The organism is Rhizobium sp. BK376, from assembly GCF_004341625.1.
Taxonomy (GTDB): Bacteria; Pseudomonadota; Alphaproteobacteria; order Rhizobiales; family Rhizobiaceae; genus Rhizobium.
Genome location: NZ_SLZG01000001.1, coordinates 179,415 through 202,637, shown reverse-complemented (window position 1 = coordinate 202,637; position 23,223 = coordinate 179,415). Strand labels below are relative to the sequence as shown.

Here is a 23,223-nt window from a genome sequence, read left to right as displayed (position 1 = left end):
CTGATTCTGGCGATTTAATGAGCAGCCTCAGCAGGTAGTCTTGCCGCAGGCGCGGACATTGTCGACTTTTTCCTTCAGCGCATCGAGTCCGATCGCGCCCGATACGGCTTCGTTGCCGATCACGTAGGAGGGGGTGCCGGTCAGGCCGAGATTGGTTGCGAGCTGATAGGTTTCCTTGACCGAAGCATCATCGGGGCTCTTCGCCATCTCCTGGCGGATCGCGCTTTCGCTTACCCCAAGGCTGGTTGCGACTTCCATGGCGCTGTCTTCGGTCGCGCGTCCGTCGCTGCCGAGCAGGGTGTGGTGGAATTCGGCATATTTTTCAGGAGCAAGTTTGCGGAAGGCATCCGAGACCTTCGATGCCGCAACCGATTCCGGTCCGAGGATCGGGAATTCCTTCAGCACGAAGCGGATGTTCTTGTCGTTCTTGAGCAGCGTATCCATGTCGCTCAGCGCATGGCGGCAATAACCGCAATTATAGTCGAAGAACTCGACGACGGTGACATCTCCCTTCGGATTGCCGATCGTCATGTCGTACTTGGCGTTGAAGATCAGGTCCTTGTTGCTGGAAATGGCCTTGTTCGACTGTTCGAGGCGGGCCTCTTCCTGCTTCTTGTCGAGTGCCGCCTGCACGTCGAGCATGACCTCCGGATGGGCGATCAGGTATTCCTTGATGAAGTCACCGAATTCCTTCTTCTGCTGATCATCGAGGGCTGCGGCAGGCTGGACGAAGGCCAGCGACGCTGCGATGGCGACGGCTGATGCAGTCAGCAGCGACTTTGAAAAAAGGGACATCGGATTCCTCGTCGTTCGATCGGTGAAGTTTGCTCTTGTCAGCGGATACCATCGCCGGGTTAAAATCCATAGACATGAGACGGCAATTTACGGTGCCCCCGACGTTCCTGAAACAGGAATATTCGAAGTGGCGTGGCAATCGCGGGATTGTGAACACTCGATTATTGCGGCAATTGTCTGGCGGCGATCCATCCAAGAGAGAATTTGACCTTGTTTTCCCTATCTAAGCGCAGTGAAGTCGAGCCATTCCACGCCATGGACGTATTGGCAGAGGCGACGAAACGCCGGCAGGCCGGCCATGCCGTCATCTCGATGGCTGTCGGCCAACCCTCTCACCCGACCCCCAAGGCGGCGCTGGAGGCCGCCAACGCTGCGCTCGGTCACGGTCGTATCGGCTATACCGATGCGCTCGGGACCTCGGCGCTGCGCCACACGCTCGCCGGTCATTATCGCAAAAGACACGGTGTCGAGATCGACCCAGTGCGGATTGCCATCACTACGGGATCGTCCGCAGGCTTCAACCTAGCCTTTCTCACCCTGTTCGACGCCGGCGACAGCGTCGCGATCGCGCGGCCGGGCTATCCCGCATATCGCAACATTCTTGCAGCGCTCGGCCTTGATGTTGTCGAAGTACCGGTGACGGCTGAGACGCATTTCACGCTGACGCCGGAAAGCCTGGAAGCTGCGCAAGCCGCTAGCGGAAAGCGACTGAAGGGCGTCCTGCTCGCAAGCCCCGCCAACCCGACCGGCACGGTGACGGGGAGGGAAGGACTGAAAGCGCTGGCCGATTATTGCGCAGCAAATTCGATCGCCTTCATCTCCGATGAAATCTACCACGGACTGACCTTCGTCGGGGAGGAGACCAGCGCGCTGGAACTGACCGACGAAGCGATCGTCATCAACTCCTTCTCCAAATATTACTGCATGACCGGCTGGCGGATCGGCTGGATGGTGCTGCCTGAACGACTGGCGCGGCCGATCGAACGGGTGGCGCAGAGCCTCTATATCTCTCCGCCGGAGTTGTCGCAGATTGCTGCCCTGGCAGCGCTCGATGCCGAAGTCGAACTCGATGTTTATAAGGAGAGCTACCGGCGCAACCGTGACTTCCTGGCAAGACGCCTACCCGAAATCGGCCTTCCGCTGGCTTCCCCGATGGACGGCGCTTTCTACGCCTATGTCGATGTCAGCCGTTTCACCAATGACAGCATGGTGTTTGCAAAGAGGATGCTCGCCGAGATTAACGTTGCCGCCACCCCTGGTCTCGATTTCGATCCGTTGGAAGGACACCGAGCCATGCGGTTCTCCTACGCCGGGTCGAATGCGGAGATCGAAGAGGCTGTGGAGCGCATCGCTGGCTGGTTGAAATAGAGTCTCTTTCCGGTGACTTATGGGTGGTTGTGGATTCGATACATCAAGCTTGATTGACGTCTTAGGGTTCGATTGGCCGCCCTGAGGCAGGCATGGCGACAACGGCAATTGCGGAAACGCCATGCTCTTAACGCATCCTAAGCACAAAAAATCCGGCCGCATCGCTGCGGCCGGATTTCAATTACCTATCCCCGAAAAGGAGCTTTCAGAAGAAGCCGCGGCGTTGCCACCAGCCGGCCTTCTTCGGCTTGCCGTCGCCATCGGTCGGCTCCGTCGCGCGGCTGGATTTGACCACCGGTTCTGAGGAAGAGACGTTGGACTCGCGGTTGGCGCGGACCGGCTTTTCGGCTTCTACCTCTGTCTCGGCCTTTGCTTCTTCGGTCACCGCTGCCGTGCTGCCACCAAGGTCAGCTGCAATTTCAGCGACCGTCTCGGTCTCCGCATCAATTGCAGGAGCCTGTTCGGCAACGGGGGCTTCAACTGGCGATGCTTCGGCCTTCGGCTTGCGGCTGCGACGGCTCTTGGCAGGCTTCACGTCTTCCGTAACGCTGGCGCCTGTTTCCACTGCAGCCATTGCCGGCTGGGCTTCGACGGCCGCTTCGCCTTCCACAACAGCGATTTCTCTGACGGTTACAACGCTATCGTCTTCGGCACCGTCGCTTTCGCCGGCGTCCTCGTCCGAAGCGTCGTCGCCATCAGCCTCCGAAGCGGAGGAAAGCTCGCCTTCATCTCCGCGATTGCGGCGACCGCCACGCTTGCCACGACGGCGACGCTTGCGGCGCTGCTGTTCGTCGCTGGAGGCTGCCGAGGTTTCTGCGGCGCTGTCGCCTGCATCCTCGTCGTCGCCTTCGCCTTCGGCATCGCTTTCATCGCCTTCGTCGGTCGCAGTGTCCGAAGCGGCCTGTTCCGACTGACCTTCGGCCCCATTGCGGCCGCGGCGACGCCGGCGGCGCTTGCGCTTACGGCCAGCTTCGCCTTCCGAGCGGGCGACGGGCTGCTCGACTGCGGCTGCCTTCTCCTCGATTTCCTCATCTTCTTCTTCGTCCGCCTCGATGACGATATCGTCGTCGTCATCTTCGGGAATGGCTGCGAAGTTGAAGAGGGTTTCAATCTTGACCGGGTTCTCGACAGGCTCGCCGCGATCGATCGCGAAATGCTGCGTCCCGACTGCGCCATCGGCATCGATGATGATCGCAACGCCGAAGCGGCTCTCATAATCGACGATCGTCTGGCGCTTGTGGTTGAGCAGGTAGAGCGCGATGTCGGGCGTCGTGCGCACGGTGATGTCGTGCGTGGTGTTCTTCAGCAGATATTCCTCGATGCCGCGCAGGACATGCAGGGCAACGGAAGACTGTGAACGAACATGACCGGTGCCGCCGCAATGCGAGCAGACCTGCGTGGTCGATTCAAGAACGGATGCGCGGATGCGCTGGCGCGACATTTCCAGAAGGCCGAAATGCGAGATGCGGCCGACCTGGATGCGAGCGCGGTCGTTTTTCAGGCATTCCTTCAGCTTCTTCTCGACGGCGCGATTGTTGCGCTTTTCTTCCATGTCGATGAAGTCGATGACGATCAGGCCGGCAAGGTCGCGAAGGCGAAGCTGGCGGGCGACTTCGTCGGCAGCCTCAAGGTTCGTCTGGAGCGCCGTGTCCTCGATCGAGTGTTCGCGCGTCGAACGGCCGGAGTTGACGTCGATCGAAACCAGGGCTTCGGTCTGGTTCATGATCAGGTAGCCGCCGGACTTCAACGTCACCTGCGGCTGCAGCATCCGGTCGAGCTGCGCCTCGATGCCGGAACGCGAGAAGATCGGATGGATGTCGCGATAGGGCTGAACCACCTTGGCATGGCTCGGCATCAGCATCTTCATGAAGTCTTTCGCTTCACGATAGCCTTCCTCGCCAGACACGATGACTTCGCTGATATCCTTGTTGTAGAGGTCGCGGATCGAGCGCTTGATCAGCGAGCCTTCCTCGTAGACGAGGCAGGGGGCCGTCGAGGCAAGCGTCAGCGTGCGCACGTTTTCCCACAGGCGCATCAGATATTCGAAATCGCGCTTGACCTCGACCTTGGTGCGGTTGGCACCGGCCGTGCGCAAGATGACGCCCATGCCCTGCGGCACTTCGAGCAACTTGGCGATTTCCTTCAGGCGCTTGCGGTCCTGCGGATTGGTGATCTTGCGGGAAATACCGCCGCCGCGCGCGGTGTTCGGCATGAGAACCGAATAGCGGCCTGCAAGCGACAGATAGGTGGTGAGAGCTGCGCCCTTGTTGCCGCGCTCTTCCTTGGCGACCTGAACGAGCAGGATCTGCCGGCGCTTGATCACTTCCTGGATGCGATACTGCTTGCGCGGCTTGCGCTGAATGCGATCCGGAACTTCTTCCATCGCGTCTTCGGCGCCGACGGATTCGATCACTTCCTCTTCATGGTCGTGATCGTCGTCATCATCGTCGTCACTGCCGCGGCGCTTGGAAACGTCCACGTCTTCCGAAATCGAATCGGTATCGACCATGGCGGCCATTTCGCCGGACGAGCCTTCCTCGTCGTCGGCAGCAGGCGCTTCGACGTCGGTCGGGACAGCGTCCTCGGTAGCCGTGGCTTCGGGCTCTGCCACCTTCTTGCGGCTGCGGCGCGGTCTTGCCTTCTTGGCGGGCGCTTCAGCCACAGGCTCGACCACTTCGGCCGACGGAGCGGCCGTTTCAGTCGAGGCTGCAGCCTCTTCTGCGACAGGCTCCTCGCTGGAGGGAGCGGCTACCGTTTCGGTCGCTTCAATCGGAACGATGCCGATATCCGGCTGATCCTGCTTCGAGAGATCGAAGCTCGCCGTCTCGACATGCTCGACGTCGTCGTCGCGGCGATGCTCTTCCGCCTCGGCCCTCAGCAGCGCCTGGCGATCGGCGAGCGGAATCTGGTAGTAATCGGGATGGATTTCGGCGAAGGCGAGAAAGCCGTGCCGGTTGCCGCCGTAGTCAACGAAGGCAGCCTGAAGCGAGGGTTCGACCCTCGTGACTTTAGCCAAGTATATGTTGCCGCGGATCTGCTTCTTGTGCTGTGACTCGAAGTCGAATTCCTCTATGCGGTTCCCGCGAACGACAACAACACGCGTCTCTTCCTCGTGAGACGCATCGATAAGCATTTTGTCTGCCATGAAAGCTGTGCTCCTCGGCGCAGCCATGCAGGGTGGGGCCGGACTGCCATTAGGACAGACCGGATGCAACCCGCCACTGCTGCACCGGATAATGAAAGTCGCGCCTGATTCTGTTGAGGGGGCAGCAGCCAGACAACAGCCGGGAAAGTAAGCCCCCGGGGTCTGTTCACTTTAGATAAAAGCCGCTGCGACAACATCCGTAACCAAGCGAGATCGACAATGCTTTAGACCCGTCTTCGGGTCCGATGAATGTGCTCTCCAACATGAGAGCGTTTGGTGGCTTTCCACCGATGAAATTCCCGCACTAGGCTGGAAGTTCAGGATCCAGTATTCGAATAAAAGTACATTCGACGGCGGACGACTGCCGTTTATGGCGCCATGTAAACGTGGTGGCTGCCTTAGCGGCGACTCTGTCCCGTCAATACTTCTACCCTAATATGCGTTGTATGTTTTATCTGTCACAATAGCAAGGGGAAAGCCAAGTGTGCCATAATATTGATGGATTCGTCGGCTGAACCGGAAACCGGGTGCCCGCGGATTCGCTGTGTGCTCCACGATGGCCGGATGGACCGGTCCCCGCTATTGCCATGAACGCCCAAGATGGCGTCTTCAATGGAATATATAAGGACGGGGCCTGAGGAGTTGAAGGGGCAGGGCATGCGAGTGGGATTTCTGTGAGTAGCCTCCGTATTACGATCGCCGCGGCCCTGTTGGCGGCGGCATTGGTGGCGCCTATGTCAGCCTCGGCTGAGGACCCGATCCTTGCCTACGGTGCCCGCATAGCCGGTGACGATGCACGAACCCGGATTGTCATCGATCTCGACCGCGAGCCGAAATTCTCGGTCCACTATCTCGCCGATCCTCCCCGGGTGGTCGTCGACCTGCCGGCGACGGCCTTCGGCTTCCCCGCCAAGGCTCTGGAGCCGCGGGGACTGTTCAAGGATATTCGCTACGGCACGATGGACGCCGACAGCGCCCGGATCGTGCTGACGGCGATAAAGCCGGTGAAGCTCGTCCTAGCCAAGGTGCAGGCCGATGAGAGCGGGAAGGGGCAACGCCTTGTGCTGGACGCCGAAATGGTGCCGCCCGATCAGTTCGCCGATCTGGTCAAACAGCAGAGCTGGACCGCCCAGGACACAGCGAGGGATGTCGGACCCGTTGCTCCGGTCCAGAAGGTAAACGCCTCAGACTTTCTAATTGCCGTCGATGCGGGCCATGGCGGCATCGATACCGGCGCGATCGCCAGCGATGGCACCACGCCTGAAAAGCAGATCACGCTCGCCTATGCGAAGGAGCTCGCCGACAAGCTCAACCAGCAGCCGGGTATTAAGGCCTTCCTGACCCGCGACAAGGACGAGTATTTGTCGCTCTCCGAACGGGTAACGATCGCGCGCCAGAACCATGCCGCTCTGTTCATATCGCTGCATGCCGATACGCTGAAGCAGAAGGATATTCGCGGCGCGACCGTCTACACGATTTCGGACAAGGCCTCGGACAAGCTTGCCGCCGATGTCGCCGACCGCGAGAACAACTCCGACAAGCTTGCCGGAGCCGAAGCGCCGGCAGCACCCGCCGAGGTCGCCGACATTCTCATGGACCTGACACGGCGGGAAACCCAGGCATTCTCCATTTCGCTTGCGCAGGATGTTCTCAATTCCTTCAACGGCCAGATCACGATGATCAACAATCCGCATCGTCATGCCGGCTTCCAGGTGCTGCGGGCGCCTGACGTGCCGTCCATCCTGCTCGAACTCGGTTTCCTCTCGAACAAGGATGACGAGAAACTGCTACTGGACGACAAGTGGCGCGACAAGCTCGTCGGCAGGCTAACTGATGCCGTGAAGGAATATCGCGCGTCGACGATCGCCAACGGCGGGTGAGGGTAACGGCAGACAAGACGCGTCTTTCTCGTCACAGATTATTTCGGATGGGAGGGGATAGACTGAAGAATATAGTTGGGTGGCCCTATTTTCCTCACATTGCCGCCGCTAGAGCGAAGTATGTTCGCGACGGTCGGCAACGAGGCCTTTGTTGACGTTCTCGTCTTGCAATAGGACGTGGACCGTGCAAAACGCGGCTCGATATGCGATTATCGTTTCCGCGCCAAATGATGAAGAAACACCGGTAGCTTCAATATGGTCAGATTGCTTGGATATTTCTTTGGGCTGGGCTGCATCCTGTTGCTGGGTGTTTCAGCCGTCGCGGCCGTTTATCTGAGCGTCGTTTCCAAGGATCTTCCCGATTACGAAGTGCTGGCGAACTATGCGCCGCCGGTCACCACGCGCGTCCATGCTGGCAACGGCGCCCTGATGGCGGAATACGCCAAGGAGCGGCGTCTGTTCATTCCGATTCAGGCCATCCCTGATCGCGTCAAGGCGGCGTTTCTCTCCGCGGAAGACAAGAATTTCTACAACCATCCCGGCATCGATGTCGGCGGCCTGATGCGCGCGATTGCGGTGAACCTTCAGAATGTCGGCTCCGGTCGCAAGTTCGTCGGTGCATCGACCATCACGCAGCAGGTTGCGAAGAACTTCCTGCTGTCGGCGGATCAAACCTTCGACCGCAAGCTCAAGGAAGGGATTCTTTCCTTCCGTATCGAGCAGACCTACAGCAAGGATAAGATTCTCGAGCTTTACCTCAACGAGATCTTCTTCGGCCTGAATTCCTACGGCATTGCCAGCGCCGCGCTCACATATTTCGACAAGCCGGTAACGGACCTGACGATCGCCGAATCGGCCTACCTAGCCTCCTTGCCCAAGGGCCCGAACAACTACAGCCCCTTCCGCCACGCCGATGCCGCGCTCACGCGCCGTAATTGGGTTATCGACCGCATGGTCGAGAACGGCTATGTCAGCCAGGCCGACGGCGAAGACGCAAAGAAGCAGCCGCTTGGCGTGGTCAACAAGCGCAATGGCGGATCCGTCTTCGCTTCCGAATTCTTCACCGAAGAAGTTCGCCGCCAGCTGATCGACAAGTATGGTGACAAGATGCTTTACGAGGGTGGTCTTTCCGTCCGCACCTCGCTCGATCCGCAGTTGCAGATCGAGGCACGCAAGGCGTTGCAGGACGGTCTCGTCAGCTATGACGAACGCCACGGCTTCCACGGGCCGCTGAAACAGATCGCGACCTCGCAGGACTGGGGTCCGGAACTCGCCAAGATTCCGACGCTGTCCGACGTGCCGGAATGGCAGCTCGCCGTCGTGCTGGCCGTATCCGATGACAGCGTGGATATCGGCCTGCGTCCGGATATCGATGTTGGCGGCAAGATCACCCCGGATCGCAAACGCGGGTCGATCGCCGCTGCCGATATGCGCTGGGCTTATCGCTGGTCGGACGGCGATCATAAGACGGCGAAATCCCCGAGCGGCGTGCTGTCGCCGGGCGATGTCGTCTATGTCGAGCAGATCGGCGATGAGAATTCCACCAAGTATCGCCTCCGCCAGCCGCCGAAGGTTCAGGGCGGTCTCGTTGCCATGGATCCTCATACCGGCCGCGTGCTTGCGATGGTCGGCGGCTTCTCCTACGCGCAGTCCCAGTTCAACCGCGCCACCCAGGCGATGCGCCAGCCCGGCTCCTCCTTCAAGCCTTTCGTCTACGCTGCCGCAATGGACAACGGCTATACGCCGGCATCGGTCACGCTCGATGATCCGATCGAAATCACGCTCAGCAATGGCCAGGTCTGGAAGCCTGAGAATTACGAAGGCGAGGGCGGTGGCGCCCATACGCTTCGCTTTGCGATCGAGAATTCGCGCAATCTCATGACGGTGCGCCTCGCCAACGACATGGGCATGAACCTTGTCGCCGAATATGCCGAGCGCTTCGGTATCTACGACAAGATGAACCCTGTCTTGGCCATGGCGCTCGGCGCTGGCGAGACGACGGTGCTGCGCATGGTTTCGGCCTACTCGGTCATTGCAAACGGCGGCAAGCAGATCAAGCCGACGCTGATCGACCGCATCCAGGACCGTTACGGCAAGACCATCTTCAAGCATGAGGAACGGGTCTGCGAGACCTGCAACGCGACCGACTGGCAAAATCAGGACGAGCCGAACGTCCTCGACAACCGCCAGCAGGTTCTCGATCCGATGACGGCCTATCAGATCACCTCGATGCTGCAGGGCGTCATCACGCGCGGAACGGCCGCCGGCAAGATCAAGCTCAACACAGACGTTGCCGGCAAGACCGGAACGACCAACGATCAGAAGGACACATGGTTCGTCGGCTTCACGCCGAGCCTGGTCGCCGGCCTCTATCTGGGTTTCGACACGCCCTCCGATCTCGGTCACGGCATGACAGGCGGCTCGCTTGCCGCCCCCGTTTTCAACGAGTTCATGCAGGCCGCGACGAAGGATGAGCAACCCGAGAAGTTCGTGGTACCGCCGGGCATGAATATGATAGCCGTCAATCGCAGCACCGGCATGGCCGCTCAGCCCGGCGATCCCAATGCGATTGTCGAAGCCTTCAAGCCCGGCACCGGTCCGGCCTCGTCCTACCAGGTTATTGGTGGCGATATCAGCAGCAACACCTTGCCGCCTGAGGAAATCCTCAAGACGTCGCCGCAGGCAACGCAGGCTGTGCAATCCGGCGCCGGCGGCCTGTTCTGACATCACGAATTCCGTTTGCACCGGCCGCGGGGCTTTACATCCGCGGCCCGGCTATCTATGTGACGGGCACTCTTTCATATCCAGAAATCGAACCGAGAAGCGGACTGATGCGAGCTGAAATCGAGAATGTAGTCGACGAGACCAAGCAGGCCATAAGCCTGCTGAGGAGGCATCTTTGACTGGGACCAGGCGATAAGACGACTGGACTGGTTGAATAACAAGGCAGAGGACCCGAACCTCTGGAACGATGCCACCGAAGCGCAGAAGCTGATGCGCGAGCGCCAGCAGCTGGATGACGGCATCGGCGGCGTGCGCGCGCTGGAGCGGCAACTTGCCGACAATGTCGAGCTGATCGAGCTCGGCGAGGAAGAAGGCGACGAAGGCGTCATAAGGGAAGCCGAAGATGCGCTGAAGGCGTTGAAGGCCGAGGCTGCCCGTCGCCAGGTGGAAGCCATGCTTTCGGGCGAAGCCGATAGCAACGACACCTATCTCGAAGTCCATTCCGGCGCCGGCGGCACCGAGAGCCAGGACTGGGCGAACATGCTTTTGCGCATGTACACCCGCTGGGCGGAACGTTCGAAGTTCAAGGTCGAACTCATGGAAGTCCATGACGGCGAAGAAGCGGGCATCAAGTCGGCGACGCTGCTGGTCAAGGGCCACAATGCCTATGGCTGGCTGAAGACCGAATCGGGCGTGCACCGCCTCGTGCGGATCTCGCCCTACGACAGCAATGCGCGTCGCCACACGTCCTTCTCGTCGATCTGGGTCTACCCTGTTGTCGACGACTCGATCAATATCGAGATCAACGAAGGCGACTGCCGCATCGATACCTACCGTTCGTCGGGTGCAGGCGGTCAGCACGTCAACACGACGGACTCCGCCGTGCGCATCACCCATATCCCGACCGGCATCGTGGTTGCCTGCCAGCAAGAACGCTCGCAGCACAAGAACCGCGCAAAGGCCTGGGACATGCTGCGCGCCCGCATGTACGAAGCCGAGCTGAAGAAGCGCGAAGACGCTGCCAACGCCGAAGCCGCCTCGAAATCGGATATCGGCTGGGGCCATCAGATCCGCTCTTACGTTCTGCAGCCCTATCAACTGGTCAAGGACCTGCGGACGGGTGTTGCCAGCACCGCGCCCGGCGATGTCCTCGACGGGGATCTCGACGAGTTCATGGAAGCGGCTCTAGCCCATCGCATCAGCGGTGCTGCGGACGCGGTCGTTGACGACGTCGATTAAAGCGATTTCCATTGATTGATTGATTGACAAAGAAAAAGCCCCGGCAACGGGGCTTTTTCATTAAGAGGGGTATTCTTGAGCGGTCTCAGTCCGACGGCTTTTCGACCGAGATTTCCCCGAGATCGTCCATGGCCACCCGCCAGCGCTCCGTCTCTCCATCGGGATCGGTTTTCAGGACAACGGTGGCGAACAAGCCCGGCTCCTTGATGAAGCCGTCAGGGTTTTCCGGCCTGATATCCGTCACATAGGGTTTGATCTCATCGAGTTCACGCAACTCGATGGTTGACAACACCTGAAGCCCGTCGTCGGCAACGGCAATCTGCTGCAGATAGACTTTCGAGGTCCTATCCGCCTGGCGCACCGCAAAAAGCTTGTAGTAGCCATGCCGGGAGGCTGGCTTCTCGGTTGATGGCGACCCTGAAGCAGTTGCTGCACCACCGTTGTCTTCCCAATAGCCGGTGCTGGTCGCAAAGGTGATGGCGGCCGGGAGAATATCCTGCGCTTGCGCGACGGCCAGCCCCGGAAACACGATCGATGCGACCATGAGCGGGACGATCAGGGCAAGTCCATGGGCCGGTTTCTTCAAGACAGCTCCGCTCGGCATGATCTCAATCGTTGGCAAGGCAGTCACGCCACGGTTGTGACATTACGCTGCTCTCGCTCGTCGGTCCAATCGCAGTTGGTATCTCGCCCTCAATCGGAGACCCCTCAATCGGAGAATTGTTCGGCAAGGATGCGATCAGACCATGAGCGGTCGGGATCGGAAAGAATGCGTGCGGTCATGTCTTCGGACTGTGCGATTCGCACGCTCAGGACCGATTTCACCTCCGTATTGTCGGCTACCGCGTTGACCGGTCGCTTCTCTTCCTCGATCACCGTTATGTCGACCGTGACCCTGTTCGGCAGTAGCGCCCCGCGCCAGCGGCGCGGGCGGAAGGCGCTGACCGGGGTAATCGCCAGGAGCGGCGCATCCAGCGGCAGGATCGGCCCGTGGGCGGAGAGATTATAGGCCGTCGAGCCCGCCGGCGTCGTCACCATCAGCCCGTCGCAGATGAGTTCTTCCAGCCGCACATGCCCGTCGATCTCGACCCTGAGCTTCGCCGCCTGATAGGACTGCCGGAAAAGCGAGACCTCGTTGATGGCAAGCGCGATGGTGCTCGACCCGTCGACATTCTTCGTCGTCATCTGCAAGGGACGAAACGCGTTTTCGACTGCCGCATCGATTCGAGCCATCAGGTCTTCAGTGCGGTAGTCATTCATGAGGAAACCGACCGAACCGCGATTCATCCCGTAGACACGCTTGCCTGAGTTCATCGTGTTGTGCAGCGTCTGCAACATGAAACCATCGCCGCCGAGCGCAACGATGACATCGGCCTGCTCCTGGGGCGCCTGCCCATAAAGCCGCACAAGCTCCTCCTGCGCCGCCAGCGCCTCTGAAGTCGCTGAAGCAAGAAAGCAAAGAGATTCGCACGGTCGCGGCATGTCATGTCCTTTGGCAAAGTCATTCTACGTAAATGATAAATGCAGATTGCGACAAGATATTTCGTACAAGATCTTGAACAAGCAAGATTAATAGGCGGAGGGTGGCCAGCGGATTACCCAAGGAAACAGGAAAAATGGCGCCTCGGGGACGCGCCGAAGTCGTAACCCTTGCTTTGGCCGCAGCCTGCACTGAGACGACTGGACCAGATTCGACGGTCGACTCCACCTCATAATCAATATGGGTGATACCATCGCGATGTTTACGCCAAGAAGAATGCGACGCCGATTGGGCAATTTCCCTACAGGACTGGCCGTGCTGAACAGCTATGTCAGGTTGGTTACTATTGGGGGCAGACGGTCGAACAGGACGCCCACCTTGGAGCGGATTTAATGATCCTAGACGCTGCCGATCAGTGCATCGCGACTTCATATGACCGGCTGATGCTGTTCATGCCGCTGGGGTCGGTGAAGTCGACATACGGCTCGGATGTCGTTGCTTCCAGCCAGATGGAACACCCAGTATCGCGCTATTTCCGCGCTTGTTGATCGGCGAGATTCCCATATAAAGAGAGCACCAGACCCAATGGATATACAAGGCTCGCGCCGGAGCCTTTTTATGCGCGCTTAAATTCGTCGGTGAACCATGTTCTCACATCCTGGGAGGGCGATGTTTCGCTTTCGAACTCGACGTAGTGGCCATAACCACCGGCATTCAGCCAATCGAGGAAGATACGAAAATCGGGGGCCAGCTCACCGCTGTGGGAGCGAGCATGCCATTTGTAGCACAATAGTCTGATCGCGTTCCGCGCTTCCAATTTTCCCACGTTCATACAAGTTACTTCCGCATTGCCGATTGATCAGTAGGTGTCGGGATTGCTCTCAACGTCAATCGTTGTCGCCGCACCAATCACGGCAAACACGGAAGGTGGTTCGCGAGGCCTTTAAGCGTCAAAGAGCATTTTAAACAATCGTCGCAGGACCCGCCATCTTGCATTCCGTGTCCCATGGATTCGCCGTGGACATGTTGGAATCGCTGGAAATCAAGGGAATCTGTTGCGAGCTTATGCAACATAAAAACCCGCCTTTGAGGGGCGAGTTTATCGCTGAGTCTCTGCGTTCACTGGAGAATTTCTGGTGCCCCCGGCAGGGTTCGAACCCGCGACCCCCTGATTACAAATCAGGTGCTCTACCAACTGAGCTACAAGGGCAGTGACGGACGCACTACCAGATTCTGTGCGTCTGTAAAGAAAAAATCGATCAGCGGGCGTCAGATCTTCAAATACCTGCGCGCGGCATACATGGCGATGGCGGCGGCGTTGGAGACGTTTAGCGACTTGATTGCGCCGGGCATGTCCAGCCGTGCGAGCGCGTTGACCGTCTCGCGCGTCTTTTGCCGTAGACCCTTGCCTTCGGAACCGAGCACCAGCGCGATCTTCGTTCCGGAGAATGTGCCCTCCAGCGGCGCCGGCCCTTCCGAATCAAGCCCGATCGTGAAGAAGCCGAGCTTGTGCAGCTCGCCGACGGCGTCGGCTAGGTTGGTGATCTGTATATAAGGTATGAGCTCAAGCGCGCCGGAAGCGGATTTCGCCAGTACACCCGATTCGGTCGGACTGTGGCGCTGGGTGGTGATGACGGCTCCGGCGTCGAAGGCGACAGCCGATCGCATGATGGCGCCGACATTGTGAGGGTCGGTGACCTGATCGAGAACCAGCAAGAGCGGGCTGTCCTTCAGCGCTTCGAGACGGCGCACGGGCAGGGGCCGCGTCTCCAGCATGACGCCCTGGTGGATCGCCTCGGGTCCCAACACCTTGTCTATATCCTGCGGCGAGACGATCTCGACCGGAATGCCGAGGGTCTCCGGCGTCTCGATTTCCAGACGGGCCAGAGCATTCTGGGTCGCGGAAAGCTTCACATTCTGGCGGGCAGGGTTGTCGAGCGCGGCTCTGACGGTGTGCAGGCCGTAGAGATAGACCTGATCGGGCGCGAGAGCCGGCGCCTTCCAGTCGTCGGCGGCGCGCCCGCGCTTATGTGGTGTCGGCGTCGGAATCTCGCCGCGCTCGCGCTTGGCGTCGCGATGCTGGCGCCGCAGCGTTGCATAATGGGTGTCCTTGGCCGAACGGTCGTCGGCGCCGGTATGGGAGGTGGTTTTGTCGGGGCCGGATCGGCCGGAAGATCTGTCTTTGCTCATGCGGCTTTATAGCGATGTCGTGGGAAAGCGCATAGCCCCGGCATGCGATAAGGCTTTTCACTGGAAGCGGAATTTTTTCGACAGTTTTGCGAAATCTTCATGTTGACAGACGGAAACGCTCCGTCCATATACGCGGCGCAGACGACGGGGCGGCAACGCTTCAACGTCTGGCAAGCTTGGTCTTACGATCCGGACGAAACTGGAGAGATGCCCGAGTGGTTAAAGGGGACGGACTGTAAATCCGTTGGCTCAGCCTACGTTGGTTCAAATCCAACTCTCTCCACCATTCGTCTCAGATCGGACCATACCCGCGGGTATAGCTCAATGGTAGAGCAGCAGCCTTCCAAGCTGAATACGCGGGTTCGATTCCCGCTACCCGCTCCATTCCCCTTGAAACCGATACTTGCACGCACCTATTTAAGTGCCTGAACCGACGGCAGCTTTATGCCTTTTCGGATCGTCTGGCGCGCCGGGCATGTCAAATCGCCAATTCGAGGCGCGCATTCTCTGAAATTGCAGCTTATTCGCCAAGAATAGGGCCTGCAATTAAGTCTTGCGCAAATGCATCGAAAGCCTTAAACGGCGGCACTAAACCGGTTCGCCGGGGTCACCAATCTACGTTCACTAGGAAGCATTCAAATGGCAAAGAGTAAGTTTGAGCGCAACAAGCCGCACGTTAACATCGGCACGATTGGCCACGTTGACCACGGCAAGACGTCTCTGACGGCAGCGATCACGAAGTATTTCGGCGAGTTCAAGGCGTACGACCAGATCGACGCGGCTCCGGAAGAAAAGGCGCGCGGCATCACCATCTCGACGGCACACGTCGAGTATGAGACGCCGAACCGCCACTACGCGCACGTCGACTGCCCCGGCCACGCCGACTACGTGAAGAACATGATCACCGGTGCCGCCCAGATGGACGGCGCGATCCTGGTTTGCTCGGCAGCCGACGGCCCGATGCCGCAGACCCGCGAGCACATCCTGCTCGCCCGTCAGGTTGGCGTTCCGGCAATCGTCGTGTTCCTGAACAAGGTCGACCAGGTCGACGACGCAGAACTTCTCGAACTCGTCGAGCTCGAAGTTCGCGAACTTCTGTCGTCCTACGACTTCCCGGGCGATGATATCCCGGTTGTCAAGGGTTCGGCTCTGGCCGCTCTCGAAGACTCGGACAAGAAGATCGGCGAAGACGCGATCCGCGAACTGATGGCCGCTGTCGACGCCTACATCCCGACGCCTGAACGTCCGGTCGACCTGCCGTTCCTGATGCCGATCGAAGACGTGTTCTCGATCTCTGGCCGTGGTACGGTTGTGACGGGCCGCGTCGAGCGCGGTATCGTCAAGGTTGGTGAAGAAGTCGAAATCGTCGGCATCCGTCCGACCTCGAAGACGACGGTTACCGGCGTTGAAATGTTCCGCAAGCTGCTCGATCAGGGCCAGGCTGGCGACAACATCGGCGCACTGGTTCGCGGTGTGAACCGTGACGGCGTTGAGCGTGGCCAGATCCTTTGCAAGCCGGGTTCGGTCAAGCCGCACAAGAAGTTCAAGGCAGAAGCCTACATCCTGACGAAGGAAGAAGGCGGCCGTCATACGCCGTTCTTCACGAACTACCGTCCGCAGTTCTACTTCCGTACGACTGACGTGACCGGCATCGTGACGCTTCCGGAAGGCACGGAAATGGTCATGCCTGGCGACAACGTCACGGTTGACGTCGAGCTGATCGTCCCGATCGCGATGGAAGAAAAGCTTCGCTTCGCTATCCGCGAAGGCGGCCGTACCGTCGGCGCCGGCATCGTGGCCAGCATCGTCGAGTAATTCGAGAATTATTCTTGATTTGGAAGGGCCTCGCCGGCAACGGCGGGGCCTTTTTCTTCGCGCGATCCAGCCTCAAATATCTAAGTCACCTGTTGGAGACGGGGTGTCTTCACCTCGCGCACGCGCCTTGCAAAGCCCGCGCCCTGCAAAGCCCGCGCCTTGCAAAGAATGACCGTCACGAACTCGGTTTTGCCCCCGTTGTAATAGTTCCAATTGCCTCTTGCTTCCGCGGCGAGCTGCCGCTTCAGCGCGGCATAGGCAATCACCGCTTCGGGGTGCACGCGTAAATAATCACGGAAGGTCAGGCGTTTCGCGTGCACGTCATTGCCTGCCGCGCATAGATAGAGACGTGTGCCATAGGGCGTTTCGTCCCTGGTGAAGGTCCAGGTTCCCTGATCATAGGGGTCTCCGTGGGAGGTATATGCGCCGGATGTTCTGATCCGTTCGATGGCGAATGGGAGTTCGTCCTCCGACGCGAATACTGCATTGATGTCGATTCTCGGCTTCGAGGCGAGCCCGGGAATGGAAGTGCTGCCGAAATGATGAATTTCGGGGTTGAAAGGCAGCAGTAGGGCAGCGATGGACCGTCGTCGCATCTCGAATACGAGTGGCCAGCTGGAATCGTGTTCCACGATGGTTATATCGTGCATCCTGTTCGCTCCGATGATTGCGCATATCTCCAACGGGTGACATGTGCCACCACGCGACTATCACGCAGCTCGCAACGCGAAAGTCTTGGTCTCGTACGCCCCGATTAACAAATTTGAATCAGCACTCTCGACGGATGAGAAAACGCGCCTTAATTAGGCCAACTTGTCTCAGCGGTTATGCAAATGTTTTCTGGTGAGTTTCGCACAAGATTTGCAAAGGCGCACCGAATCCGGTCTATTAGTTGCTGATCATAGTCTAGGGGAAAAGCATGAGAGATGATGTCGCACGTATTTTTGTCGGTTTCGATTCGAAAGAGGTCGTTGCCTACCATGTTCTGAGCCAGAGCATTATCGAGCACTCGTCGATTCCGGTTGCTTTCTCCCCGATCGTTCTGAGCAACCTCGGCAGCTTCTTCACCCGCGAGCGGAACGCGCTGCAGTCGACCGAGTTTTCGTTCTCTCGGTTCCTTGTTCCCTTCCTAAGCAACTTCGAGGGCTGGAGCATCTTCATGGATTGCGACATGCTCGCCCGCGCCGATATTGCCGAGCTCTGGAAGCTGCGCGACGACCGATACGCGGCAATGTGCGTGAAGCACGATTATCAACCGAAGATCGAGACGAAATTTCTCGGCCAAACCCAGACCAAGTACGAGAAGAAGAACTGGTCGAGCATGATCCTTTTCAACAATGCCAAGTGCAGGGCGCTGACGCAGGAATACGTGAACACCGCAACGGGCTTGCAGCTCCATCAGTTCAAATGGCTGGAGAGCGACGATCAGATCGGTGAGATCCCGGTCGTGTGGAATTATCTCGTCAACGAATACGACCATCGTCCGGATGCGAAGATCGTGCATTTCACCGATGGCGGTCCCTATTTCGACGAGTATCGCAATGACGACTATGCGGACGAGTGGTTCGCAATGCGCGACCGCGTTCTCTCGGTTCAGCAGAAGTAACGAGATTGGATAAGGCGTGACAGCGCAGAGCGGGATTGCGGAAAGGGGCGTCTCCGCGGCAGGCGCCGCCAGCGGCTTGTCGTCGATCGATGAATGGCGGACCGTTCTTTCCGCCTTTTCCCATATTGTTCTGGTCGCCAATAGCGACGTGGTCGATATCGATGCGATCCAGTCGCAGTTTCCGCCGACCGCGCTCTTTGTCTTCTTTAATAAAGTCTACAAGGTGCTCGATCGGCCCTTTCACGGCCACTCGCTGCTGGTCTCGCGCGGTCAGCCGCGCGGGGCGAACATCGTCTATCGAGGCGAGGTTGGCGAGGTCTTAAAATTCTTTCCGAAAGACCAGTTTCTCGGAATCATGAACATACGGCTGAACACCGAAGAGAAACTGAATGCGGCCGCCGACTTCCAGGGTGCGCCGGTCGGTCATCTCGATCTGACCGGCTTTTGCAGCGAGTTTTATACCGAGGGCAAGACGCCGACCAGCGGCTTTGTCATGGCCGTGTGGCTAAGCGGTTTGAAATTACAAAGCCCCATCTTCCTTGCAGGATTTTCAGCCAGACGCACCGAAAAATGGCGGGTCGTCTCCGTTCACGACTGGAGCTTCGAGCAGACGTTTCTTCGTCTTTTTGCGCGGCTGGGTAAAATCCACATCCATGGCGGCGTATCGTCCAATGCCTACGCCAAACTGGCAGAGCGGTTTCCTGAAATTCCTCCGGGCGAGATCGCGCTTGCCGCCGCGGAAGTATTATCCGAGCGATTGGGCAATGCCGACGCCGAAGTCGATAAATTGATATCGCTGACGGGCGTACTTCGTGATTTCGATAATTTTCTCCGGCGGCTGAAGCCATCTTTCCTCAAGCGCAAGCCACCCAAGACCGGGCAGGGCGGGGCGGAAGGCTAGACGAACGGCGGGTCCGCGCCGTTCTTGGGCGTGGAGCACTGGCGAACGACCTCCGGAAGCAGGCCTTGGAAGGCAGAAGCCTGTATATCGATTTGAAAAAACGAAAAACGGGTCTTGCCAATCCGTTCGGCGCATCTTAAAGGGAGCGCCATGCTTCTGACGAGAGCGAGGCGATTGCGCCGGCGTCGAGTTGAAAGCGAATAGGGGTATAGCTCAGCTGGTAGAGCGACGGTCTCCAAAACCGTAGGCCGGGGGTTCGAGCCCCTCTGCCCCTGCCATTTCCAATTTGTCCAGCGCGGTCGTTTCGCTGCTTTTCCGATTGGAAAATCTGCCGCATCGTCGGCAAATGTCGCTGAATGTCGATTACCTCTTGTTAAATTGGGAATCGGTGTTTATGTAGGGGTTCAACAGACACGCGGTGCGTGGGGCTGAGATATTCAGCTTTACGCGCCGTAATTGCGTGGGCAGTCAATGGCATCCAAATCGAATCCGCTTACGTTTCTGCAGCAGGTACGCTCCGAGACGTTGAAAGTTACTTGGCCGTCGCGCCGCGAGACGATGATCTCGACGGTTATGGTTTTGGTCATGGTTGTCTTTGCCGCTCTGTTTTTCTTTGCCGCAGACCAGCTTATCGGCTGGATTCTCGGTTACGTGCTGCAGACCAGCAACTAATATCGGGTGGAGATGAAGATGGCGGCACGTTGGTACATCGTCCACGCATATTCGAATTTTGAAAAGAAGGTCGCTGAGGACATCGAGAACAAGGCTCGCCAGAAGGGGCTTGAGCACTTGTTCGAGAAGATCCTCGTTCCGACCGAAAAGGTGGTGGAAGTGCGTCGCGGCCGCAAGGTCGATAGCGAGCGCAAGTTTTTCCCGGGCTACGTCATGGTTCGTGCGAACCTCACGGATGAGGCCTATCACCTGATCAAGAACACACCGAAGGTGACCGGCTTCCTCGGCTCCGACAATAAGCCGGTTCCGATTCCGGATTCTGAGGCCGATCGTATTCTTGGCCAGGTTCAAGAAGGCGTCGAGCGGCCGAAGGCTTCGGTTTCTTTCGAGATCGGCGAGCAGGTTCGCGTTTCCGATGGTCCGTTCGCCTCGTTCAACGGCACTGTTCAGGATGTCGATGAAGAGCGCTCGCGCCTGAAGGTGGAAGTTTCGATTTTCGGCCGCGCTACGCCGGTCGAGCTGGAATACGCTCAGGTCGAAAAGGTCTGAGTTCGAAAGTAAGTAAATCTTTACTTACTTTCCCGCGGCTTGAGGGTCACTCGGTGATCCCAGGCCGCGAAATCGCGTGGAAGGTGAGGGCGCCTTAGCCGGGCCCTGATATCCGCACCACGCAACCGCAGCCGCCGGAGCGATCCGGCAAAATGGGCCGGGCAACCGGTCGAACATGAAAGGCAGAGAGATATGGCTAAGAAAGTTGCAGGCCAGCTCAAGCTTCAGGTCAAGGCAGGATCGGCTAACCCGTCCCCGCCAATCGGCCCGGCGCTTGGTCAGCGTGGCATTAACATCATGGAATTCTGCAAGGCGTTCAATGCCGCCACGCAGGAAATGGAAAAGGGCATGCCGATCCCGGTCGTCATCACCTATTACCAGGACAAGTCCTTCACTTTCGCGATGAAGCAGCCTCCGGTCAGCTACTGGCTGAAGAAGGAAGCGAAGATCACCTCGGGTTCGAAGACCCCGGGCAAGGGCGCAAAGGCTGGTACTCTCACCAAGGCTCAGATCAAGACGATCGCTGAAGCTAAGATGAAGGACCTCAATGCTGCCGATATCGAAGGCGCAATGGCCATGATCGAGGGCTCCGCCCGCGCCATGGGCCTGGAAGTGGTGGCATAACATGGTAAAGCTTGCAAAGCGTATCCAGAAGACCCGTGAAGGCATCGATCCGACGAAGCTCGTCGCCCTGACGGACGCCATCGGCCTCGTGAAGGCTCGCGCGATCGCCAAGTTCGACGAGACGATCGAAATCGCCATGAACCTCGGCGTCGATCCGCGTCACGCTGACCAGATGGTCCGCGGCGTGGTCAACCTGCCGAACGGCACGGGCCGTGACGTTCGCGTCGCCGTCTTCGCTCGTGGCGCCAAGGCTGATGAAGCCAAGGCTGCCGGTGCTGACGTCGTTGGCGCAGAAGACCTCGTTGAAATCGTCCAGGGCGGCAAGATCGACTTCGATCGCTGCATCGCGACCCCGGACATGATGCCGCTCGTCGGCCGTCTCGGTAAGGTTCTCGGCCCGCGCGGCATGATGCCGAACCCGAAGGTCGGAACGGTTACGATGGACGTCGCTGGTGCCGTCAAGGCTTCCAAGGGTGGCGCTGTTGAGTTCCGTGTCGAAAAGGCTGGTATCATTCACGCCGGCATCGGCAAGGCATCCTTCGATGCCAAGGCACTGGAAGAAAACATCCTTGCCTTCGCCGACGCCGTCATCAAGGCGAAGCCGGCTGGCGCAAAGGGCAACTACGTCAAGCGCGTAGCGATCTCTTCGACGATGGGTCCGGGCGTCAAGATCGAGCCGTCGACGGTTACGGCTCCGGGCGCTTAATTATTTTGGCAGGCCTACGGGCCTGCTTTTCAAGAATTCCCGGCCTTTCGGGGCCGGGATATCCGGAGAAATCCGGAAATTCCTGTCCGAGATTGCAGGTGGTTTTCCCTTAATCACTTGGCCTGCATGAGACGGGTAAGACCCGAATTTTAAGAAGCAATGCTTCGATGGACTCGGTTCGAGCCTTGGATGCCTTGTGCCTTCGGCCTTTCCGGCGCGAAGCGCGAGGGGACAGGATCCTCAAGCGTCGCTTGGGATCTCACTTGATCCCAGGAGGCAAAGGCAACCCCGGCAGGCCCGTTCGCGGTCCTGTCTACTGGAGAAAAGCAGTGGAAAGAGCGGAAAAACGCGAATTCGTCACGGAACTGAACGAAGTCTTCAAGGCTTCGGGCTCGGTTGTCGTGGCCCACTATGCTGGTGCTACAGTTGCGCAGATGAACGACTTCCGTTCGAAGATGCGCGCTGCTGGCGGCACTATCAAAGTCGCGAAGAACCGCCTGGCCAAAATTGCTCTTCAAGGTACGGAAGCGGAAGGGATTTCCAATCTCTTCACCGGTCAGACGCTGATTGCATTCAGCGCCGATCCGATCACCGCTCCGAAGGTCGTCGTGGATTTCGCCAAGACCAACGACAAGATCGTTGTTCTGGGCGGCGCCATGGGAACAACCACGCTCAACGCCGAAGGTGTCAAGTCGCTTGCGACCCTGCCTTCGCTGGACGAGCTGCGTGCGAAGCTGCTGGGCATGATCCAGACGCCGGCTACCCGCATCGCAGGTGTGGTTGCAGCACCGGCAAGTCAGCTTGCTCGCGTGTTCTCGGCCTACGCCAAGAAGGACGAAGCCGCGTAAGGCGGTTTTTCGCTGTTCATATCAAACCAGTTCGAACCGAACAAAAGGAACTACAAAATGGCTGATCTCGTAAAGATCGTTGAAGACCTCTCTGCACTGACCGTTCTGGAAGCTGCTGAGCTTTCCAAGATGCTCGAAGAAAAGTGGGGCGTTTCCGCCGCTGCTCCGGTAGCTGTTGCTGCTGCTGGCGGCGCTGGTGGCGCTGCTGCCCCGGTTGAAGAAGAAAAGACCGAGTTCGACGTCATCCTCACGGAAGCTGGCGCCAACAAGATCAACGTCATCAAGGAAGTCCGCGCCATCACCGGTCTCGGCCTCAAGGAAGCCAAGGACCTCGTCGAAGGCGCTCCGAAGGCTGTCAAGGAAGGCGTTTCCAAGGCTGAAGCTGCTGACATCAAGAAGAAGCTTGAAGATGCCGGCGCAAAGGCCGACGTCAAGTAATCTTGAAACTGCTTTTGGGAGATGGCTTTACGCCGTCTCCCATTTGCCGTTTTTCCGAACGAATTACCCAAAAGCCGCATGAAACCGGCTTTTGGGTAATGGGTTCTTCAAGAGGATGGTCTCGAACTGAAACGCAAGGCAATCCGGCCGTGCCGTTTTGGGAAGTGGGACGAGATTGAACTACTCATTGATTGACGGGGTCGACTGGCCATCGGTTCCCGTCCGTTGCAGGCCCGGATGCAA

The 23,223-nt window shown here is 58.6% G+C and carries 20 protein-coding genes and 4 tRNA genes; 17 read left to right on the top strand and 7 right to left on the bottom strand.

Going from position 1 to position 23,223, the window contains the following annotated elements:
- Window positions 1-27: 27 nt before the first annotated feature.
- Window positions 28-795, bottom strand: a complete 768-nt coding sequence (locus EV561_RS01035) for a DsbA family protein (RefSeq protein WP_132516727.1) — start codon at window positions 793-795, stop codon at window positions 28-30.
- A gap of 210 nt (window positions 796-1,005) precedes the next feature.
- On the opposite strand from EV561_RS01035, the gene EV561_RS01030 reads away from it, so the two are divergent.
- Window positions 1,006-2,163, top strand: coding sequence for an aminotransferase class I/II-fold pyridoxal phosphate-dependent enzyme (locus EV561_RS01030; RefSeq protein ID WP_132518020.1), 1,158 nt, complete (start codon window positions 1,006-1,008; stop codon window positions 2,161-2,163).
- Between the two features lie 205 nt (window positions 2,164-2,368).
- Here the strand turns inward: EV561_RS01030 and EV561_RS01025 are convergent, their stop codons facing one another.
- Window positions 2,369-5,308, bottom strand: coding sequence for a ribonuclease E/G (locus tag EV561_RS01025; protein WP_132516725.1), 2,940 nt, complete (start codon window positions 5,306-5,308; stop codon window positions 2,369-2,371).
- 734 nt (window positions 5,309-6,042) lie between these two features.
- Between EV561_RS01025 and EV561_RS01020 the strand changes: the two genes are divergently transcribed.
- From EV561_RS01020 to prfB, 3 genes are all read left to right on the top strand, one after another.
- Entirely contained in the window at window positions 6,043-7,188 is a 1,146-nt protein-coding gene (locus EV561_RS01020; RefSeq protein WP_207910486.1) for an N-acetylmuramoyl-L-alanine amidase, read from the top strand.
- Window positions 7,189-7,443: 255 nt separating this feature from the next.
- Window positions 7,444-9,912, top strand: coding sequence for a penicillin-binding protein 1A (locus EV561_RS01015; RefSeq protein ID WP_132516721.1), 2,469 nt, complete (start codon window positions 7,444-7,446; stop codon window positions 9,910-9,912).
- Window positions 9,913-10,019: 107 nt separating this feature from the next.
- Window positions 10,020-11,151 (top strand): peptide chain release factor 2 gene (gene prfB / locus EV561_RS01010; RefSeq protein ID WP_165927731.1). Its coding sequence is split into 2 segments (ribosomal slippage): window positions 10,020-10,088 and window positions 10,090-11,151, totalling 1,131 coding nucleotides; the frame shifts between segments, so codons are not numbered across the junction.
- An 85-nt stretch (window positions 11,152-11,236) separates the two neighbouring features.
- Here the strand turns inward: prfB and EV561_RS01005 are convergent.
- The gene (locus EV561_RS01005; protein ID WP_132518018.1) at window positions 11,237-11,695 is read right to left on the bottom strand and encodes a hypothetical protein; all 459 of its coding nucleotides are present in this window, start codon (window positions 11,693-11,695) and stop codon (window positions 11,237-11,239) included.
- Between the two features lie 164 nt (window positions 11,696-11,859).
- Window positions 11,860-12,633, bottom strand: coding sequence for an NAD kinase (locus tag EV561_RS01000; RefSeq protein WP_132516717.1), 774 nt, complete (start codon window positions 12,631-12,633; stop codon window positions 11,860-11,862).
- A 390-nt stretch (window positions 12,634-13,023) separates the two neighbouring features.
- Between EV561_RS01000 and EV561_RS37020 the strand changes: the two genes are divergently transcribed.
- The gene (locus EV561_RS37020; RefSeq protein WP_165927730.1) at window positions 13,024-13,179 is read left to right on the top strand and encodes a hypothetical protein; all 156 of its coding nucleotides are present in this window, start codon (window positions 13,024-13,026) and stop codon (window positions 13,177-13,179) included.
- A gap of 586 nt (window positions 13,180-13,765) precedes the next feature.
- Here the strand turns inward: EV561_RS37020 and EV561_RS00995 are convergent.
- A tRNA-Thr gene (locus EV561_RS00995) sits at window positions 13,766-13,841 on the bottom strand.
- Between the two features lie 59 nt (window positions 13,842-13,900).
- Window positions 13,901-14,821 carry a 23S rRNA (guanosine(2251)-2'-O)-methyltransferase RlmB gene (rlmB, locus tag EV561_RS00990; protein ID WP_132516715.1) on the bottom strand — a complete coding sequence of 307 codons (921 nt, stop codon included), beginning with the start codon at window positions 14,819-14,821 and terminating at the stop codon, window positions 13,901-13,903.
- 201 nt (window positions 14,822-15,022) lie between these two features.
- Here rlmB and EV561_RS00985 point away from each other — a divergent pair.
- The 3 genes from EV561_RS00985 (at window position 15,023) to tuf (ending at window position 16,636) form a co-directional block, all read left to right on the top strand.
- Window positions 15,023-15,107: transfer RNA gene (locus tag EV561_RS00985), tRNA-Tyr, on the top strand.
- Window positions 15,108-15,131: 24 nt separating this feature from the next.
- A tRNA-Gly gene (locus EV561_RS00980) sits at window positions 15,132-15,205 on the top strand.
- Window positions 15,206-15,460: 255 nt separating this feature from the next.
- Window positions 15,461-16,636 carry an elongation factor Tu gene (gene tuf, locus EV561_RS00975; RefSeq protein WP_132516713.1) on the top strand — a complete coding sequence of 392 codons (1,176 nt, stop codon included), beginning with the start codon at window positions 15,461-15,463 and terminating at the stop codon, window positions 16,634-16,636.
- An 80-nt stretch (window positions 16,637-16,716) separates the two neighbouring features.
- Here tuf and EV561_RS00970 read toward each other — a convergent pair whose 3' ends face one another.
- Window positions 16,717-17,286, bottom strand: a complete 570-nt coding sequence (locus EV561_RS00970; protein ID WP_132516711.1) for a GrpB family protein — start codon at window positions 17,284-17,286, stop codon at window positions 16,717-16,719.
- A 269-nt stretch (window positions 17,287-17,555) separates the two neighbouring features.
- On the opposite strand from EV561_RS00970, the gene EV561_RS00965 reads away from it, so the two are divergent.
- The 9 genes from EV561_RS00965 (at window position 17,556) to rplL (ending at window position 22,980) form a co-directional block, all read left to right on the top strand.
- Complete coding sequence (locus tag EV561_RS00965) at window positions 17,556-18,242, top strand: glycosyltransferase (protein WP_132516709.1); 687 nt, start codon at window positions 17,556-17,558, stop codon at window positions 18,240-18,242.
- Window positions 18,243-18,276: 34 nt separating this feature from the next.
- Window positions 18,277-19,143 carry a 3-deoxy-manno-octulosonate cytidylyltransferase gene (locus EV561_RS00960; RefSeq protein ID WP_207910492.1) on the top strand — a complete coding sequence of 289 codons (867 nt, stop codon included), beginning with the start codon at window positions 18,277-18,279 and terminating at the stop codon, window positions 19,141-19,143.
- Between the two features lie 202 nt (window positions 19,144-19,345).
- Window positions 19,346-19,421: transfer RNA gene (locus EV561_RS00955), tRNA-Trp, on the top strand.
- Between the two features lie 193 nt (window positions 19,422-19,614).
- The gene (gene secE, locus EV561_RS00950) at window positions 19,615-19,815 is read left to right on the top strand and encodes a preprotein translocase subunit SecE (protein WP_132516705.1); all 201 of its coding nucleotides are present in this window, start codon (window positions 19,615-19,617) and stop codon (window positions 19,813-19,815) included.
- An 18-nt stretch (window positions 19,816-19,833) separates the two neighbouring features.
- The gene (gene nusG, locus EV561_RS00945) at window positions 19,834-20,364 is read left to right on the top strand and encodes a transcription termination/antitermination protein NusG (RefSeq protein ID WP_112390813.1); all 531 of its coding nucleotides are present in this window, start codon (window positions 19,834-19,836) and stop codon (window positions 20,362-20,364) included.
- A 192-nt stretch (window positions 20,365-20,556) separates the two neighbouring features.
- The gene (rplK, locus tag EV561_RS00940; protein WP_112741044.1) at window positions 20,557-20,988 is read left to right on the top strand and encodes a 50S ribosomal protein L11; all 432 of its coding nucleotides are present in this window, start codon (window positions 20,557-20,559) and stop codon (window positions 20,986-20,988) included.
- Window position 20,989: 1 nt separating this feature from the next.
- Window positions 20,990-21,694 carry a 50S ribosomal protein L1 gene (gene rplA / locus EV561_RS00935; protein ID WP_132516703.1) on the top strand — a complete coding sequence of 235 codons (705 nt, stop codon included), beginning with the start codon at window positions 20,990-20,992 and terminating at the stop codon, window positions 21,692-21,694.
- A 329-nt stretch (window positions 21,695-22,023) separates the two neighbouring features.
- Window positions 22,024-22,542: a 50S ribosomal protein L10 gene (gene rplJ / locus EV561_RS00930; protein ID WP_132516701.1), complete on the top strand. Its 519-nt coding sequence runs from the start codon at window positions 22,024-22,026 to the stop codon at window positions 22,540-22,542.
- A gap of 57 nt (window positions 22,543-22,599) precedes the next feature.
- The gene (gene rplL, locus EV561_RS00925; RefSeq protein WP_132516699.1) at window positions 22,600-22,980 is read left to right on the top strand and encodes a 50S ribosomal protein L7/L12; all 381 of its coding nucleotides are present in this window, start codon (window positions 22,600-22,602) and stop codon (window positions 22,978-22,980) included.
- The last annotated feature ends 243 nt before the right edge of the window (window positions 22,981-23,223 follow it).